Below are 16,552 nucleotides of genomic sequence, written 5' to 3' on the forward strand. Positions count from 1 at the left end.
TTACCTAATCAACCAACATGCGTAATAACATTGGCAACTTCGCACTATTACCATCAATGCGAATATTTGCAATCTTTGCAACACTTGCGTTACGCCAATATTTCGTAGTGTTTTTTGTTTCGGTTACTTCAATCATCCGTATTAAATTATGCTTCAATCTTAAATTTTATTATCTTCAGTTATGCTTCAATCTTCAGTTATGCTTCAATTTTTAATTATGCTTTCAATTATGTACTATACAAAAGCCCGAGCTTAAGCCCGGGCTAAGAAAGACTATCGACGCAAGCCGAGTCGCTCAATCAAAGAACGATAACGGTTGATGTCCACGCGCTTCAAGTAATCGAGAAGGCGGCGACGATCACCAACCATGAGCAACAAACCACGACGAGAATGATGATCGTGCTTGTGCTCCTTCAAGTGCTCAGTAAGGTCAGCAATGCGCTTGCTAAGCAAAGCAACCTGCACTTCTGGGGAACCCGTGTCACCCTCGTGCGTCGCGTATTCGTTGATAATATTCTTCTTATCTTCAGCCGTTAATGCCACGGCGTCCTCCTTAATATCACTGCGCGGTGCCATAACCTTTGTTATAGCGCTTGTGAATCCGCGGGCGTTACACGCCGAATTTCTATAATACAACTACGCACAAACAACTTATTTTTACTTACTTTTACTTACTTTTACTTACTTTTAAAAGCAACTGCTACATTGCAGTCATAAAACCGCCAAAAAGAACTACCACTATTGCCAAAACCTCAACAACATAAAACATAATGAATGATGCCCAGCTACGAGTTAGCACATTAAGCGGAGATTTTTTAGGAATAATTACTAGTAATCCAACGAAGATAATCGCAAAAGCAGCAACTGCAAAACCTGCGGAAATAATACCTAAGTTTGCAGCATTTGCAAGACCTGCAGAAGATCCATAAACTACGTAAGTTGAATACCAAAAACTCATACTCAGCATGCACAAGCCTGCAATAAGCTGCTCTAAAGCAAGAAATACCAAGAAAACAAAACGCCAAATCCAACGATTAGATTCAATAAGAGCCATGGCAAGACTTGTAAAAGCAGCTACAGTTACAACCCAAGAAATAAACACAACGCCTTGTGGAGACAATCCAGCGCAATGAGATACAACCCAAGAAGTGTATTGAACAGCAAGAGTGCGTCCAATCCAGTATGGAATCACAATAGCAACAAGCAAAACTCCTAAATAAAACCACCAACGCTTAGGATTCGCATGTTTACGAGAAAAATCAGCAATTGATAAATCGGTTTCAGGTAAATCTGAGCTTAAATACTCACTAGCAACTTTGCTCTCTACGGTTTTAGTGGCGGTTTTAGTAGTAGCTTCAGAAGCAGATTTAGAACTATTGTCACTTGCAGCTTTAACATCTACAGCTTTAGCATCTACAGCACTAGGACGTTTTCTTTGCTTAAGCGGAGCAAAACTTTGAGGATCTGAATCACGCTTATCGTTTAACGTCATGAGTTACCTTTCTTACAACTTTCTTACAGTCTTCGCTCGATTTTTCTCAAATTATTAAACACTTCAATATTACGCACTACTTTAGTATTGTATGCTATAACGCGCGCAACAAATAGCGTGCAACACATGTTTTTGCCGTTTATGCCGACTGCTAGGCTCTTATCAGTGGCATTTGCCTTCACTTTGTTTAACAAGCGGCATAATACCCGCAGAATTTACGACAGGATATCATGGGATTTATTCATTTTATTGTCAACTTACTTAAGGATCCACGTTCCGCTATTGCAAGTTGGATTGCAATGGGTACAGCGCCAGCATTGGGACTTATTTTTCTCATTGTTTTTATTGAAACAGGCGTAGTATTCTTCCCATTTTTGCCGGGAGATTCGTTGCTTTTTGCGGCCGGCTTCTTCGCAGCTCCGGATGCACAAACCGGGCACAGCGCGTTGCCTCTGCCGCTTCTTCTTTTAGTAGTATGGATTGCTCCAATTATTGGCGATCAATGCAATTACTTTATTGGACACTTCTTTGGCCGCCGCATTGTAGAATCAGGCAAAGTAAAAGCTCTTACTCCAGAGCGCGTTGCAAAAACTGAAGCCATGATTGAAAAGTGGGGTCCATTAGCAGTGTTCTTAGGCCGATTCTTCCCATTTATTCGCACATTTATGCCTTTTATTTCGGGAGTTTCCGGAATGCGATGGGTTCGTTTCACGCCATTTTCTATTCTTGGCGGCATTATATGGTCGTCACTTTTTACGTTACTTGGCTATTTCTTCGGGAACATTCCTTTCGTACAGAAGAATTTCGAGCTTGTAATTGTTGCTATTTTGCTAATTTCACTTGTGCCAACTTTTATTGGATTGTACAAAGCGCACAAAGCGAAGAAAGCTAAGAAAGCTAAGAAAGAAAGCAAATAAAGCCGGCAAATAACTTAAGCAAATAACTTAATAGTTTACGACACTCTAGCACGCTGCACTTTGCAAAATATTGTTTTTATACGTGACTTGTAGTACAGTGTGCAGAGTTGTTGTAAGAAAGTATTTCTTTAGACATTGGGGCTATAGCTCAGTTGGTAGAGCGCTTCGTTCGCATCGAAGAGGTCGTGGTTTCGATTACCATTAGCTCCACGAAGCCCACTGCATTCATTCCACCGCAGTGGGCTTTTTATTTTGAAAGTTAGTTACTATAAAATCAACTTTCTGCTGCGGCTGCGCTTATTGTAGAGCATTCCAATTCCAAGAAAAGCACACAATACTGCTGTAACAGCAACGCCAACGTACGCAATTATTGACAAAGAATTTGCAGACTTTTTCTGCAATGAATCCTCCTTTATGCTAATATTTTCCGGATTTTGAACTTGAGATTTGGAAATCCACTCACTATCTTCTGAAGATTTTTCGCTATCTAAATTTTTATTATCTTTATTATCTTTATTATCTTCATTTGAATTTCCAGCATCCGCACCATTTCCAGCATCGGCACTATTTTCATTTTCTGCGGAATCTGAAATTTTTACACCATTTTTTTCAATAGGCACAACTTTTACATTGCTATATTTCACTTCAGTTACGTTCCCTGCATAATCCAACGCTTCTACTAATACGTCATGGCAAATTGAATCTGGCTTAATTTTCATAGATAACATCGGCTTATTCGCAGCTTTACCGCGCCAAATATGCTTTGTTTTACCATCGATATTAACTTTTACTGATTTTAAAGAAGCGTTATCTTTTGCGCTAATTCGCAATAATTTACCTTCTTTAGAAGATTTATACGTTGCGTTATTGCGCATATTAAATACTGTTGCAAGAGGCGCAAGATGGTCAACAGTAAATTGAACAGCAGAAGCAGACGCTTGCATCACGCCTTTGCTAGTTTTAACGCTACTATCGCTAAAAGAATGGTTACCAGCTTTATCCACAGATGCGATTCGCACTCGATAATTCGCATTATCCGAAAAATTTCGATGAAAAATCGTGTAGCTTAAGCGTTGAAAACCTTTATCTATTCGTTTCGACACAGAAAAATCATTCTTAGACAATACTTTTTCAACACCATCTTTAATAACACTTACTTTTGCAGGATTAGCAAGACCGCTTAGATTTAATTCTTCAATATGAACATCTTTAGCATTCTTCAACTGCTTGTTGTTCATTTCTGAAGTTGAACTGTCAATGCTAAAAGTAGAACCACTGCTATTCATAGAAAATTGCAACGAGCCATGAATAGCATGATTTACAACATCTTTTGCACTCCAGCTAAGCTCATAAACGCCATCATCTTTACTACCGTGATAAAAATTCGCATATTTAGCGATTACGCTTTGATTACTGGCTTTTAGCGATGCTGGAATCCGTAAATTTTTAGAAGATTGCGTTTTTATTAAAGAATACGTTACGCTTTCCGGCTTTAACCAAGTATCTTTAATCACAATACTTGGAGCAACGACATGAGCGTAAGCTCCACCATTTTTAACTCCAGAAATAGTTACCGTTGGAGGATTAGCATCAATAACAAAATTATTACGCAAAGAAGAAGCTACATTACCGCATAAATCTTGCGCACCGTATTGCACATCCCAAGTTGCGTCACGAGAAAACGCAACATCCGAATACCATACGTTTGGATTAGAGGCATCATTTTTAAAATTTTGAGCCGTTATTTCTAAAACTTTTTTACCATTCTCAAAAACTTGCGCAATCGGAAAAGCATCGCGAAAAATCTTAGAAAAAACAAAAGAATTATCTTGTATAACTATTCTTGCCGAACGTTTTTCGCTAAAATATTTGCCTTCGTAGGACTTTTTATTATCATAATTAACACTTAAACGAGGCGAAGTTGAATCAATAACAATAAAACGCAAATCTTCCCTACGCATATTATTCCTGTTTTGACTCGTAATATTAACAGGATTCATATTTGCTGCATTAAAGCTCACAGTCACATCGCGCAAATCGTAGATTCCTTCCGCGTTTAACTCTGCGTTTATTACAGCTTCGTTCGAAGAACGCTGGTACTGAAAATTCTTAGCGCACGAAATATTAGCGATTTTACTCAATGCGGCTTGAGCATTCGCCACCCTATATTTCCCCACATTTACAGCGAATTTACGCACGCTTTTGAAAGTTGAAAAATTCATTCCTCCAATAGATATTCGCAACAAAACAGCTTTTCTTGTAAACATGTATCCAGAAATCGCGCGAACAGAAGTCTGATTGGGCATAACAGAAATATGACTTATGCTAAAGCCCGTTTGCGGATTATAAATATTCTTTGCAAAAGCCGCAGAATTATAGGGTAATATTAGCGCAATAATAGCGCATGCGAGCGCAATACCACTCCTCCATCTTGCGCAAAATGCTTGTTTTGCTAGCCTAATTTTCTTTAGAAAATGTTGCTTCTTCATATATTCCCCCTTTTTAACTTCCTTATGCAAAAATTTATTTCAGTTTTAAATACTCGTAGGTTTTAAATACTCATAAGTTTTAAATACTCATGCGCTAGTTTTATAGAATTATTGATTTTGTGAGAAAGCATTATTGATTTCGTCTAAAATTTGTTTAACACTTTCAAGCGCTATTTTGCGCCCAGATTGCACATCCTCGTTTGAAACGTGCGCTTCTTCAAGAAGACTATGCGCGTCTTCGCATAATTGTTTAGATTCTTGCTTGCTGAAACCACTTTCACGAAACATTCGTAGCCACGAATGTAAGGATTGCAACACAAGTTCACCAGTATCTACACGTAAAACGTCATTTTTTTCTTGCTGTGCCATTGTTACTAGCTGCTGCAATTGTCTAGCGTACTGCTGGTACTTCGCTAAGCTAGGAGAATCTTGCGCAACATCAACAAGACGCGCATAACCATCTGCAATAGCAATATAGATACTAAACGCATGTTGTTCAGAAAGATTATTTCCAATTTTTTCCGAAGCTGAAGTTAAAGAAGAATTGTCTTTTTCTACTTCTTCTTTTTTATATTTTTGCGCTTCAATAAACCATGCTTGCGCAACTCTCATGCGTGAAAGTCGTTCCATAGCACTAACTTTCCCAGAAAATCCGGCAAAGTAATACCAATACGCTTTGCCAACTGCTCCCGTAAGATTCACCCAATCTTTAGTATTTTCACGTAACTGTTTTTCATACTTATTAAGCAAATTCATAAAACTTTTCTCTTCGCTTGCACTCCACTGTTGATCTGCAAGTTGTATTTCTAATAAAGTATGAAGCGGCTTGAACGATATTTTCTTAATATAGTTCTTCTTCAACATATCGTTTTGCAATTGCATTGCGCGCGCAATATAACGACATGCAACATCTGCGCTACTTTCGCGTTCTGCTAAACGAATATACGAATTATAATCAGCTTTAATGCGTTCAATTGCGTTATTTTGCTTATGTTTTTTCGTTGCAGCAGAAGACCCGTCAGAAGGCTCAGCAGAAGACTCAGCAGAAGATTTAGCCGTATGCTCAGTAGGCGCAGCTGTTTTAGGCGCGCTATTTTGATTAGCCTGCTTCGTAGCAGCATTGCTGCTTAATGCTCCTAAACAACTAAATAACAAAATAGACAAAACAGCAATAACGCAACTTATTACTATAGCAACGCCATGCTTTTCATTAAGCCAAGCATATTTTTCTAAGCAAGAACCATATTTTTGAAAATGTTTACTACTTTTAGAATTTTGGTTCCTGCGATTATGCCTATAGTGCTCTTTATTGCGGTTACGCTTGTGAATCAGCGAGTGCGCGCGACTACTTTTAGAACTTTTAGAACTTCTATAACTTTTAGAAAGTTGATTACTAACACTTCCGCAAGATTGCAAAGCAGAAAACATAGTTTCGCAATCCTGGTATCGTTGCGAAGGTTTAAGCGCTGTAGCAGTTGCGAGAACAGATATAAGTTGCTCAGTTAGTATGCGATTTGTGCTAGATGATGTAGTTCGTAAGTGCGCATTTGACATTTCATTAGGAAGTAACGCGTATCGCAATGTCATGCCAATTGCATACACGTCGCTTGAAGCTGAAAGAGATGAACTTTGATTCATAACTTCTGGAGCAGTAAAACGAGGAGTTGCAAATCGCGCGTCAGGCTGTTCTATAGTGCGTAAATCAAGTGCTCCGCTATGCGTATAAAGTTGCGTAGCTGCACCAAAATCAATTAAACGAACTGAACCATCGTCTGCAATCATAACGTGCGAAGGCTTAAGATCACCGTATAAAATTGGCGGATAATGCGAATGCAAATAAGCTAGAACTGCACATAATTGCATACCCCAGTCGCGCACAGTTTGAGCATCTTGTAAGCCTTGCTCATCAACTATCGATTTTAAGGAACGACCCTTTACGTAGTCGCGAACAGCGTACGCTCTGCCGTTTTCTTCAAAAAAATCAACAATGCGCGGAATAGCTGGATGATCGCATTCTTTTAATACATCGACTTCTGCTCGTAATGATTGAAGAATAAGTTGTCGATACTTTTCGTCACCTTGAAGCAAAGTCTCTTTTACAGCCCACTGCTTGTGTAAGACGGTATCAACAGCAAGAAAAACTGTTGACGTACCACCGCGACCCAGTTCACCAAGCAACTGGTAACGCCCACCAACGCAAACCATCGTTACACCTCCGCAATCTTAAAAAAATTACAATTGCGACTACTGTAACGATAAATTTAGTAAGAAAAAAGCTTTTTCTTACATTGTGGATAAAAGCTTATTATCCTACAAAAACATGGGTTTTTAAGGAAATTGCGTCAGTCGATATTCGCACCCAAAGCAAGTAATTTGCCTCGGAAATCTGCGTAACCGCGATCAATTAACGAAATACCGCGCACATTTGACGGACCTTGAGCTGCAAGAGCAGCAATAAGATGGCTAAAACCACCACGCAAATCAGGCACGTCAATATCTTGACCGGTTAAAGGAGTAGGACCAAAAATCACGGCAGAATGCTTGTAATTGCGCTGCTGGAATCTGCAAGGAAGAGAACCCAAGCATTCACGATACAGCTGAACCATAGCACCCATTTGCACAAGAGGCTTAGTAAAGCCAAAACGATTCTCGTAAACCGTTTCATGAACAATACTTAGGCCCTTCGCCTGAGTAAGCGCAACAACAAGCGGCTGCTGCCAATCCGTCATAAAACCAGGATGCACGTCTGTTTCAATAGCAACAGGATGCAAATCACCACCCGGATGCCAAAAACGAATGCCCTTATCTGTGACGTCGAATTGACCACCAACTTTGCGGAACACGTTTAAGAAAGTCATCATTTCTGGCTGAGTTGCGCCCTTAATAAACACGTCACCATGAGTAGCAAGAGCTGCAGAAGCCCATGAAGCTGCCTCAATTCGATCCGTAAGAGCAGTATGAGTGTAACCTTGAAGTTCCTTAACACCTTCAATTCTAAAAGTGCGGTCAACGTCTACGGAAATAATCGCACCCATTTTTTGCAAAACTGCTACTAAATCCATAATTTCCGGCTCAATAGCAGCACCAGAAAGCTCAGTTTTGCCATCCGCAAGCACAGCCGCAAGCAAAGTCTGCTCAGTAGCACCAACAGAAGGATAAGGCAAATGTATTTTAGTGCCGTGCAAGCCATGCGGAGCTGTAATATGAATGCCATCCTCATGATCTTTATCTACATTTGCACCAAGCTTGCGCAAAGTTTCAAGATGAAAATCTATTGGACGTCCACCAATATTGCAACCGCCCAAAGCTGGAATAAAAGCTTCACCAAGGCGGTGCAAAAGTGGGCCGGAGAATAAAATAGGTATGCGCGACGAGCCAGAAAGAGTGTCGACATCTGCCACGTCTGCAAGCTGTACTTTTGTGGCGTCAATAGTTACAACGCCTTCCGGACCATTTACCTCAACGTCAACACCATGCAAACGCAACAAATCAGAAACCACATGCACGTCGCGAATCTCTGGCACGTTTTTTAACACAGATTTGCCCGGAGCCAGCAACGCTGCAACCATGGCTTTACTTACAAAATTCTTCGCACCACGAACTTTAATAGTGCCATTAAGCGGCTTACCACCTTCTACATGCAACACATCTGCAGCATCGATGCCGCTATTGTTGTTCTGTTCAGCCGTATTACGTGCGGACACATTTACCTCTTTCGTTCGCGCTAAAAAACTAATAACTATCATACCGGCATACTTGCCAACGCGCTCACATAAGTTACATAAAATAATTCAATAAGCGCATCAATACAAAAGTTAGGTGCTATTAGCGCAAAGAACGTTTCCTCCACCTACGAATCAGCCTAGTAATCAACGATGGCTTTTGTAATAAATCTACCTCTGGCAATTCGTGCTCGGATTCTGCAGTAAGACCATAAGTATAGGCTTTTTTAGAAGAAGGTTTGCCAACTAAATCTCCAAATTCAAGCATTTGAGTACGCGGCTCAAACGGATGGCGGATATCAAATTCAAGCAAACGCACACCGCGTTTAGCAGGCTCCGGACCGTAAGACGCAAAACCGCAAGTAGGAGTAGAAACAAACAGCATGTTATTTTCAGGCTCTTTAGCTGCAAAAGAATTGCGATGATCATGGCCAGCCACAACCGCAAATGCGCCAGAATCAACTAAAGTAGCATATTCACCACTGTCAACATCCGGGCAACTAATGCCTTCGCCTAAATAACCATCTGGAAGCACATAATTTTCGTCAAGAGCATAATAATGGCCAGCAAATGTGCGATACCCTTCAATAGCATGCTCTCTAGCAGCTAAATCTTGAGGAACCTCACGAAGAACGCGATAATATTGCGGCAACGGAAAATGCTGGAAAACGCACATGTGCGCAGGCAACAATTTCGGAAGATTCGCAATAAAATCAAGAGATTTCTTAGACGGCGAACCGTATCCACCCTCCTTAGCATAATCTCCAGAATCAAGCAAAACTATTGAAAAAACAACATTTTCTTGGTTTTCGTCTTTAACTGGAAGAGCAAAAGTACCAGGCTCACACGGGAAAATAATCTGTTTAGGCAGCGCACATTTAGTAGATTGCATTGCTTTTACAGATAATGCAGTTTCAGAACTACGATTCATGCAATACGAAAATTCTTGATATAAAGCGTCAAGTTCTGCATTACTTAAGCCGCACTGAAAATCATGATTGCCATAAGTTACAACCCACGGAATGCGACGTTCTTCTAAAGGCTGCACCATTTTAGCAGTAGATTCACGCAATTTACTCAATAATTGTTGCTTTTCTAGGTTAGAAAGAGGCTTAGTTTGCTGCCAACGACGTCGTTTAAAAGTGCGAGCGAATGCTTTTTCGTATCCGGCAATCTGATTTCCGCTAAAAACTACTATGTCTGGCCGTACAGCATCGCACGCAGCAGCAATAAGACGAATAGTATCTTGCGATACTCGAAGCCCATCTTGCACATCCGCACATTGCAGCACGCGAAACTTACCGGAAAGATGAAATTGTAAGCATCCTAAACGCGCTGAAATTGATAACGGAAGTGCGACTGCATTAGTAGCAACTTCAGATTTTGCAGAATCTGTCATACTTCAAGCATACGGCAGATATACGCAACTTACTAAAATTTTGAGCAAGTTCTTGCACAAATTATGAGAATAAGTGCGCAAAATAATGATTAAAACTCAAAAAACGCAGAAATTCAGAGAAATAATCTTAAATTCACAGAGAATTCCCAGCTAATCGCATTATTGCACTCAGCCTAAGGTGCTTATTATATATACATCAAAAGGAAAGCGAACTACAGATAAGTAGTTACACAAGCCTTATAACTTAAACCTCTCTTCTTCTCTTTTTTCTCTAACCCCGGCTACGCACCGGGGTTTTTGATTTCTAAAGACATGATTTTCAGAAATTTAGATAGATAACAAAAAAGCCCTCGTTCTACGAGAGCTATTCGCTGGGGTACCTGGACTCGAACCAAGAATGGATGAACCAGAATCACCTGTGTTGCCAATTACACCATACCCCAATTGGCAGGCTTCGCGGCTCTTGGAACCGTTCGGTCTTCGTACCCCCGACCGGATTTGAACCGGTGTTGGCGCCGTGAGAGGGCGTAGTCCTAGACCGCTAGACGACGGGGGCTTTCATTTATTGCTACGCTCTAGACGCAACAAATAGCGAGTTTACAACATAACGTAACAGCATGCAACAGCGGCGTGTCGAAAATATGCTATAAAAGAAAAAAGCGGGAATGCAACAATAACGCTACATTCCCGCCTTATTCAAATCTTATTTGCGCTTATAAATTATTTGCAATTTACAAATGCTCGCGCAATCCAGCCAAACGCGCCAAAGTCACGTCCTTGCCCACAATTTCCATGGACTCAAACAGTGGAGGCGAAACGCGGCGGCCAGAAAGTGCCACGCGCACAGGGCCAAACGCCAAGCGCGGCTTGTAGCCAGCTTCCTCAACAAGCTTCTTGTTCAAAAGCTCGTGCAAGGAATCAGTATGCCAATCAGACTCATCAACGCCTTGTAAAGCAGCGATTGCGGCGTCAAGAACCTCGCCTGCAGATTCCTTCAACTGCTTACGAGCGTCGTCATCTGGCGCAATATAACCATCTTCGCTTAACAGGCTTCCAACCATTCCAGCAACCTCACCGAGCAAACGCACGCGAGGCTGCACGAGTGGAGCTGCAGCGGTAAGCACTTCACGCTCGCGGTCAGTTAACGCATCCCAATTATCCGCGCTAACTACTCCATCCTTATGCAAATAAGGCACGGAACGGTTCAAGAAATCTTGAGGCTCAAGCATGCGAATATGCTCAGCGTTAATCGAAATTGCTTTATCCAAGTCAAAGTGCGCAGGATTTGCCTTAACGTCGCGCACATCGAACTTTTCAATCATTTCGTCCATAGTAAACACGTCACGATCCGGCGCAATGGACCATCCAAGCAAAGCCAAGTAATTCAACAAGCCTTCTGGAATAAAGCCGTTATCCCTATGCAAGAACAAGTTGGACTCTGGATCTCGCTTAGAAAGCTTCTTCTTACCTTCGCCCATAACGTAAGGCATATGGCCGTAAAGTGGAGTTTCCTTAGCAATACCCATTTCCATAAGGTAACGGTAAAGCACAATCTGGCGAGGCGTGGAGCTCAAAATATCCTCACCGCGCAAAACCACGTTCACGTCCATTAACGCATCGTCAACAGGATTCGTAAGCGTGTAAAGCGGGTCACCATTCGGGCGCACAATCACATAATCTGGAACGGATCCAGCCTTAAAAGTAATCTCGCCACGAATCAAATCGTTAAAAGTAATGTCTTCATTTGGCATCTTCAAACGAAGCGCAGGCTTGCGGCCTTCCGCGCGGAAAGCTTGCTTCTGCTCTTCCGTAAGATTGCGATCGTAGCCATCGTAACCAAATTCAGCAGGACGACCAGCAGCAATATTACGCTCCTTAATTTCTTCAGGAGTAGAGAAGGATTCGTAAGCGTATCCTGCTTCAAAAAGTTTTTGCGCAACGTCTTTATAAATTTCCATGCGCTGGGACTGGCGATACGGGCCGTTGTCTCCGCCAACATCAATGCCCTCGTCCCAATCAATATTAAGCCAACGAAGAGCCTCAATAATCTGCTGGTAGCTTTCCTCGCTATCACGCTCATTATCGGTATCTTCAATGCGGAACAGCAATTTGCCGTGAGTATGGCGAGCTTCAGCCCAGTTAAACAGCGCGGTACGAACCATACCTACGTGAGGTGTGCCGGTTGGCGAAGGGCAAAAACGCACGCGAACATTCTTTGGAAGTTCAGGCTTCGTGGATTTTGTTGCATTATTAGCAACTTCTTGAGTTTCCTCTGTATCAGTCATAGGTTCCATTGTGCCGCGCGTTACGGACGGATTGCATTCAGTCAAGAGCTTGTGTAGATTCCTTATTTCCTTCTACATGCGCAAATTTTGCTGCCAATGCTTCGCGAGATTTGCGATCGTCTTCTTCTTTTGCGAGTTTCTTCGCAACTTCTGGATCCCACAGCACATCTTCGCGATGCTTTTGCCATTCCGCAGCTAACAAAGGAGACACAAAATTAATTAGAGCGCTAATACTATTTTCGTTACTTTCGTTATTTTCGCTACTTTCGCTGCAATCTACTTGCAAATTGCGCACACAATCAACAAGCTCACTCCACTGAGTATCTTTAAACATCATGCGAGGCACGCCAGCACACTCGCACACTTCGTTAATATAAAGGAAAATTGGCAAAGTTTCTTGAATATCGCTAGTTTTTGCAATCAGCTTGCTAAGAATGCACAAAACCAGAATAATTTTTTGCGACTCTACAGATTCTTTGTATTCAAAAGATTGCTTTTTTGCGTATTCGATAGCGTTTTGCAAATCTTCAGCAATCCAATTTCCTTGCACTCCCAGCGTATCGGCAGCGCTATTAATTGCATCAGCATCAACAGATGCGTGAGAGACAAGTTTATTAAAAATAGTTTCTATATTATTGACGTCGTTTTCTAAGATTTCTGCTTCCGCTTCGTCATAATTAGGCTCGTAGCACGAATCCATTGCGTCATAAGCGTCCGCAGCAGCAAGCAAAGCATCGACGATTTCTTGCGGCCTGCCAGGAATTTCATCCGCACCTTCGTACACAAATTCAGCATCCGGCACAGTAACGTCAAGATTTGTGAGTATTCGCGCTATCGCTCGCATTGAGCGCACTTCCAGATTTTCCGCATATTTTGCGTCGTTATCAAGGTGACGCGCTTCCGTTAATGGCCATAACGCGGTTAAGCTTGCTGCAGATTGCGCTGCATTATTTAGATTTGTTATTGTTTCGAGTTCCAAGTTTTCAATTCCCATGTTTTTAATTCCCACGATTTCATCAGAAGCTACCATCGAACGCTCCTTTACATTCGTTGCTTACTTAAGATTCGTTTATATTACTTAACGTTTGCTGCAGGATCCACATACGTAATAGAAAGTACGCGCAAAGTCTCGCAATCGTAAGTAATAGAAGTAATTGAAGCTAAAGCAGTGTGACGAAGAAGCATATTGTGCTCAGCATGGCCGGTTTCCAGCAGGTGGCGATAGGACCAAATCGGCGACTCATGTGTTACCGCCACAATTTGCTCACCCGGATGCTTACGAACCTGCTCGCGCGCAAAATCACCAACGCGAGTTGCAATGCTTCTGTAGCTTTCTCCCCAACTTGGCTTCCACAAATTTGCCACAAGCTTCCAGTTATTGTTCTTCCAAAGTGCGCCTTCACCGTAGCCAATGCGTTTTCCGCGGAAATTATTACCGGCTTCAATCAAGCGCTTATCTAAAATAATGTCGCTTTCATGAGATTGCACAGAAGATTGCGAAAAATATTGCACAGAAGATTGTGCAGAATCCTCACCACAGTGCGCTTTTACATAGCAAGAATCTGGAACAGCACGCAAAGCATCCTCAATTTCGCGCGCTGTTTCGCGAGTGCGATTAAGAGGAGACGAGTATATTGCGCTAATTCCTCGCATTTGCGGCACAGTTGCAATATATTGCGCAGTAGCTTTTGCCATTCGCACGCCGCGCGCAGAAAGATGAAATCCCGGCAAGCGCTCGTACAGCACATGATTCGGATTATCTACTTCCCCGTGACGCACAAAATGAATTGTTGTAGCCGGCATTACTAACTCCTACTTTTACTTCCAACCTTTTGGCGTATGATTTAGCGACCACTCACCCAATTTGTGAGCAAAAGTATTGTCTTTAGCGGCATCATAGCCAGGTTTTTGCGATTTCGTGTCGTCAAGCAGCCACTTTCTAATAACAAAATTCCACACAGCTACAACAACTGTTGCAATAAGCTTGCCAATATTTGTGCGAAGCATGTAAATCGCAGTACCGCGCAAAGTTTGTGCCATTCCAAGCGTGCTAGCCCAAATAATCGCATCGTTAATAAGCAAACCAATAACTGCAGAAATAACGAAAATCAGCAATTCCAGCCAACGAGCCATATCTTCGCGATGCTTAAACACGTATTTCATGCTGGCAATATAGTTAAAAATAAGCGAAATAATAAACGAAATAGTGCCTGCAACAACATTATTTAAGTGCACAAGCAGCAATAAATTCAGTATTGCAACGTCAATAATCAACGCAATAATGCCAACAATACCGAATTTCACAACCTGTTCAATAAGCTTTTTCATACCTTCCATTAAACACGCGACGGCTAACAATTAACATATAATTGTTACGTAATAAAACTTACTAAAGTTAGCAAAGGAGCAATTATGCCAGTTATTCATACTCATGTTTCTGTAAGCACAACACCTGCCCAGCGCGACGCATTAAAAGCTGCTTATGGCAAGGCAATTAGCGCAGTTCCAGGCAAGAGCGAGCATTGGCTTATGTGCCCGTTCGAGGACAATATGCCGATTTATTTTGCAGGAGATAATTCCAAGCCTGCAGCTTACGTTGAGGTGAACGTGTTTGGTTCCAGCGTACCTGGGTCCGCTTGGGAAAAGTTGACTGAGCAGATTATGGCAGCTTTGGAGCGCGAACTTGGTGTGCCTCAAGACCGCACTTATATTCGTTACACCGCAACCACTGACTGGGGTTGGAACGGCGGCAACTTCTAGGTAAAAACTGCAAAATATATTAAGCTAATTACTTCTTACTAGGAGCTGCCCCAACCGATTCACGCACAATATGTTGAGCAAGATGTAACGAACTCAATATCGTCAATACTGGTAAGCGGTAAAAATGTGTCTATTAAGCGATATTTTCTGAATGAAAATATCGCTTTATTGTAGTAAGTAAATTGTTATATAATTCTAATATTTTAAGTAATAGTAAAACACACTCATACAATTTGCGCATTGAATGTGCCCATCCCTACTAACCATTAGCCTTGAAAAGCTTACATGCACAATAGCATACCGTGTAACTCAGGACTGAGATAGGAGACAATTACTTTATAAAAAGTCAAATCAATACTGACTGCTAATCTTTTTAGTTTAATCACAGTATTCCGCGGTATTCCAACAAAAATTTGTGTTTCAAGACACATTCTTTTACAGCTCATCATTTTTAAATGGGAAAATGCTACTGGCTACGACAATAAGGATACCAACTATTTCCGTGAAGTTAGTCGTGAGCCATGCAATTACAATAGCTGCATCTAGTTTTTTAAGATTATTAAAAACATAGGATGACATGCATACATCAAGTACTACGATTTGTAAAACCACAGCTACGAGTATCACATATCCTAGCCATTTTCTCATTAATGATGTATCTCTGTATCGTTTGAGTTTTTCATTGCGTTTATCTGAGGTCTCTTTACTTGAGGGGTTACTGGTTCCTTCTTTCTTTCCTTCTGCCCCCTCTCCTAGTTCGACTGCTTTTGCAACTTCGTTTACTCCTTCTTCTGGTTTGACTGCTCCTTTTGCTTCTTCTTTCAATTTGTCTTCTTTATTTTCTTCACCACTGCTTTGCTTTTTAACATCTAACGCACTCATGGTATAACCTATAGTCCAAGCTCATCTAGACGATTACCAAGTGCAGCTCGCGACACATTGAAGTCCTGAGCAATTTCCTCATAGAGCTTACCCGATGCCCATTCTTTATTTATTTCATCCACTGGCATAAGCAATGCTGCCGCAAAACGGTTCGCCCAGTTTTCTTCAGAATCTATTCCCCTACTTGACAATTCGTTGCAATACTCAACCTTGCCTACTTCTTGTTCACTCGGTAAATCTTGGTATTTGTGGATATAATGCCCAATTTCATGCGCAAGTGTAAAACGCTGGCGCACTTCAATTTCCTCTGAGTTAATCACAGCTGTAAAAGAAGAATCCCCTTCTTTCTTATAAAGAACACCTGAGACATTCTCTTCATCCTTAAATTTGCCTCTAAAAGCTTTAATTTTCAGCTTTTCAGCTATGTCCCACACGTCAATTGGTAGCTGTATTCTCCCCTTATATATTTTTTGAAGAAGTTCACGAGCAGCAACCTCTGGAAAATTTACACTATCTACCTTGTATTCCGCCATCTACATACCTTTACCTTAAAAACCCCTATAATCAACGATATATACTCATCGCGACATTAGGAAATTAATATAA

General features: G+C 41.4%; 15 protein-coding genes and 3 tRNA genes. 3 read left to right on the top strand and 15 right to left on the bottom strand.

The features are described 5' to 3' along the window. Window positions 1-4 precede the first annotated feature (4 nt). From ACTJLE_RS02980 to ACTJLE_RS02990, 3 genes are all read right to left on the bottom strand, one after another. Window positions 5-136: a hypothetical protein gene (locus ACTJLE_RS02980; RefSeq protein ID WP_479691523.1), complete on the bottom strand. Its 132-nt coding sequence runs from the start codon at window positions 134-136 to the stop codon at window positions 5-7. 137 nt (window positions 137-273) lie between these two features. After that, entirely contained in the window at window positions 274-543 is a 270-nt protein-coding gene (rpsO, locus tag ACTJLE_RS02985; RefSeq protein ID WP_004109774.1) for a 30S ribosomal protein S15, read from the bottom strand. A 157-nt stretch (window positions 544-700) separates the two neighbouring features. Next, the gene (locus ACTJLE_RS02990; protein ID WP_481267360.1) at window positions 701-1,492 is read right to left on the bottom strand and encodes a teichoic acid transporter; all 792 of its coding nucleotides are present in this window, start codon (window positions 1,490-1,492) and stop codon (window positions 701-703) included. Between the two features lie 230 nt (window positions 1,493-1,722). Between ACTJLE_RS02990 and ACTJLE_RS02995 the strand changes: the two genes are divergently transcribed. Both ACTJLE_RS02995 and ACTJLE_RS03000 read left to right on the top strand, forming a co-directional pair. Continuing rightward, entirely contained in the window at window positions 1,723-2,409 is a 687-nt protein-coding gene (locus ACTJLE_RS02995) for a DedA family protein (RefSeq protein ID WP_481267361.1), read from the top strand. A 137-nt stretch (window positions 2,410-2,546) separates the two neighbouring features. Beyond that, a tRNA-Ala gene (locus ACTJLE_RS03000) sits at window positions 2,547-2,619 on the top strand. Between the two features lie 56 nt (window positions 2,620-2,675). Here the strand turns inward: ACTJLE_RS03000 and ACTJLE_RS03005 are convergent. The 10 genes from ACTJLE_RS03005 to ACTJLE_RS03050 form a co-directional block, all read right to left on the bottom strand. After that, window positions 2,676-4,898 carry a hypothetical protein gene (locus ACTJLE_RS03005; protein ID WP_481267362.1) on the bottom strand — a complete coding sequence of 741 codons (2,223 nt, stop codon included), beginning with the start codon at window positions 4,896-4,898 and terminating at the stop codon, window positions 2,676-2,678. 108 nt (window positions 4,899-5,006) lie between these two features. Further along, window positions 5,007-7,103 (bottom strand): serine/threonine protein kinase, encoded by a 2,097-nt coding sequence (locus tag ACTJLE_RS03010; RefSeq protein ID WP_481267363.1) that lies wholly within the window; start codon window positions 7,101-7,103, stop codon window positions 5,007-5,009. Between the two features lie 137 nt (window positions 7,104-7,240). Then, window positions 7,241-8,602 carry a UDP-N-acetylglucosamine 1-carboxyvinyltransferase gene (murA, locus tag ACTJLE_RS03015; RefSeq protein ID WP_481267364.1) on the bottom strand — a complete coding sequence of 454 codons (1,362 nt, stop codon included), beginning with the start codon at window positions 8,600-8,602 and terminating at the stop codon, window positions 7,241-7,243. Between the two features lie 121 nt (window positions 8,603-8,723). Continuing rightward, entirely contained in the window at window positions 8,724-10,019 is a 1,296-nt protein-coding gene (locus ACTJLE_RS03020) for a metallophosphoesterase (protein WP_481267365.1), read from the bottom strand. A gap of 371 nt (window positions 10,020-10,390) precedes the next feature. Then, window positions 10,391-10,462: transfer RNA gene (locus ACTJLE_RS03025), tRNA-Gln, on the bottom strand. 40 nt (window positions 10,463-10,502) lie between these two features. Then, window positions 10,503-10,575, bottom strand: a tRNA-Glu gene (locus ACTJLE_RS03030). A gap of 175 nt (window positions 10,576-10,750) precedes the next feature. Further along, a complete protein-coding gene (gene gltX / locus ACTJLE_RS03035) occupies window positions 10,751-12,313 on the bottom strand; it encodes a glutamate--tRNA ligase (protein ID WP_481267366.1) in 1,563 nt (520 codons plus the stop codon). A 28-nt stretch (window positions 12,314-12,341) separates the two neighbouring features. Further along, window positions 12,342-13,334: a hypothetical protein gene (locus ACTJLE_RS03040; protein WP_481267367.1), complete on the bottom strand. Its 993-nt coding sequence runs from the start codon at window positions 13,332-13,334 to the stop codon at window positions 12,342-12,344. Between the two features lie 44 nt (window positions 13,335-13,378). Then, complete coding sequence (locus tag ACTJLE_RS03045; RefSeq protein WP_481267368.1) at window positions 13,379-14,107, bottom strand: histidine phosphatase family protein; 729 nt, start codon at window positions 14,105-14,107, stop codon at window positions 13,379-13,381. A gap of 15 nt (window positions 14,108-14,122) precedes the next feature. After that, on the bottom strand, window positions 14,123-14,632 hold the full coding sequence (locus ACTJLE_RS03050; RefSeq protein WP_375169125.1) for a GtrA family protein: 510 nt from the start codon (window positions 14,630-14,632) through the stop codon (window positions 14,123-14,125). Between the two features lie 84 nt (window positions 14,633-14,716). Here ACTJLE_RS03050 and ACTJLE_RS03055 point away from each other — a divergent pair, with 84 nt between their 5' ends. Beyond that, complete coding sequence (locus tag ACTJLE_RS03055; RefSeq protein WP_016636848.1) at window positions 14,717-15,064, top strand: phenylpyruvate tautomerase MIF-related protein; 348 nt, start codon at window positions 14,717-14,719, stop codon at window positions 15,062-15,064. Window positions 15,065-15,499: 435 nt separating this feature from the next. On the opposite strand, the gene ACTJLE_RS03060 is transcribed toward ACTJLE_RS03055, so the two are convergent. Further along, on the bottom strand, window positions 15,500-15,946 hold the full coding sequence (locus ACTJLE_RS03060) for a hypothetical protein (RefSeq protein ID WP_481267369.1): 447 nt from the start codon (window positions 15,944-15,946) through the stop codon (window positions 15,500-15,502). A gap of 8 nt (window positions 15,947-15,954) precedes the next feature. Beyond that, window positions 15,955-16,479, bottom strand: coding sequence for an ImmA/IrrE family metallo-endopeptidase (locus ACTJLE_RS03065; protein ID WP_481267370.1), 525 nt, complete (start codon window positions 16,477-16,479; stop codon window positions 15,955-15,957). Window positions 16,480-16,552 lie beyond the last annotated feature (73 nt).

It is taken from the genome of Gardnerella sp. CCPDSM (assembly GCF_056754715.1).

Coding starts and splice junctions, on each gene's coding strand:
- ACTJLE_RS02980 (WP_479691523.1), bottom strand. CDS start 136: ATGATTGAAGTAACCGAAACAAAAAACACTACGAAATATTGGCGTAAC.
- ACTJLE_RS02990 (WP_481267360.1), bottom strand. CDS start 1,492: ATGACGTTAAACGATAAGCGTGATTCAGATCCTCAAAGTTTTGCTCCG.
- ACTJLE_RS02995 (WP_481267361.1), top strand. CDS start 1,723: ATGGGATTTATTCATTTTATTGTCAACTTACTTAAGGATCCACGTTCC.
- ACTJLE_RS03005 (WP_481267362.1), bottom strand. CDS start 4,898: ATGAAGAAGCAACATTTTCTAAAGAAAATTAGGCTAGCAAAACAAGCA.
- ACTJLE_RS03010 (WP_481267363.1), bottom strand. CDS start 7,103: ATGGTTTGCGTTGGTGGGCGTTACCAGTTGCTTGGTGAACTGGGTCGC.
- ACTJLE_RS03020 (WP_481267365.1), bottom strand. CDS start 10,019: ATGACAGATTCTGCAAAATCTGAAGTTGCTACTAATGCAGTCGCACTT.
- gltX (WP_481267366.1), bottom strand. CDS start 12,313: ATGGAACCTATGACTGATACAGAGGAAACTCAAGAAGTTGCTAATAAT.
- ACTJLE_RS03040 (WP_481267367.1), bottom strand. CDS start 13,334: ATGGTAGCTTCTGATGAAATCGTGGGAATTAAAAACATGGGAATTGAA.
- ACTJLE_RS03045 (WP_481267368.1), bottom strand. CDS start 14,107: ATGCCGGCTACAACAATTCATTTTGTGCGTCACGGGGAAGTAGATAAT.
- ACTJLE_RS03050 (WP_375169125.1), bottom strand. CDS start 14,632: ATGAAAAAGCTTATTGAACAGGTTGTGAAATTCGGTATTGTTGGCATT.
- ACTJLE_RS03055 (WP_016636848.1), top strand. CDS start 14,717: ATGCCAGTTATTCATACTCATGTTTCTGTAAGCACAACACCTGCCCAG.
- ACTJLE_RS03060 (WP_481267369.1), bottom strand. CDS start 15,946: ATGAGTGCGTTAGATGTTAAAAAGCAAAGCAGTGGTGAAGAAAATAAA.
- ACTJLE_RS03065 (WP_481267370.1), bottom strand. CDS start 16,479: ATGGCGGAATACAAGGTAGATAGTGTAAATTTTCCAGAGGTTGCTGCT.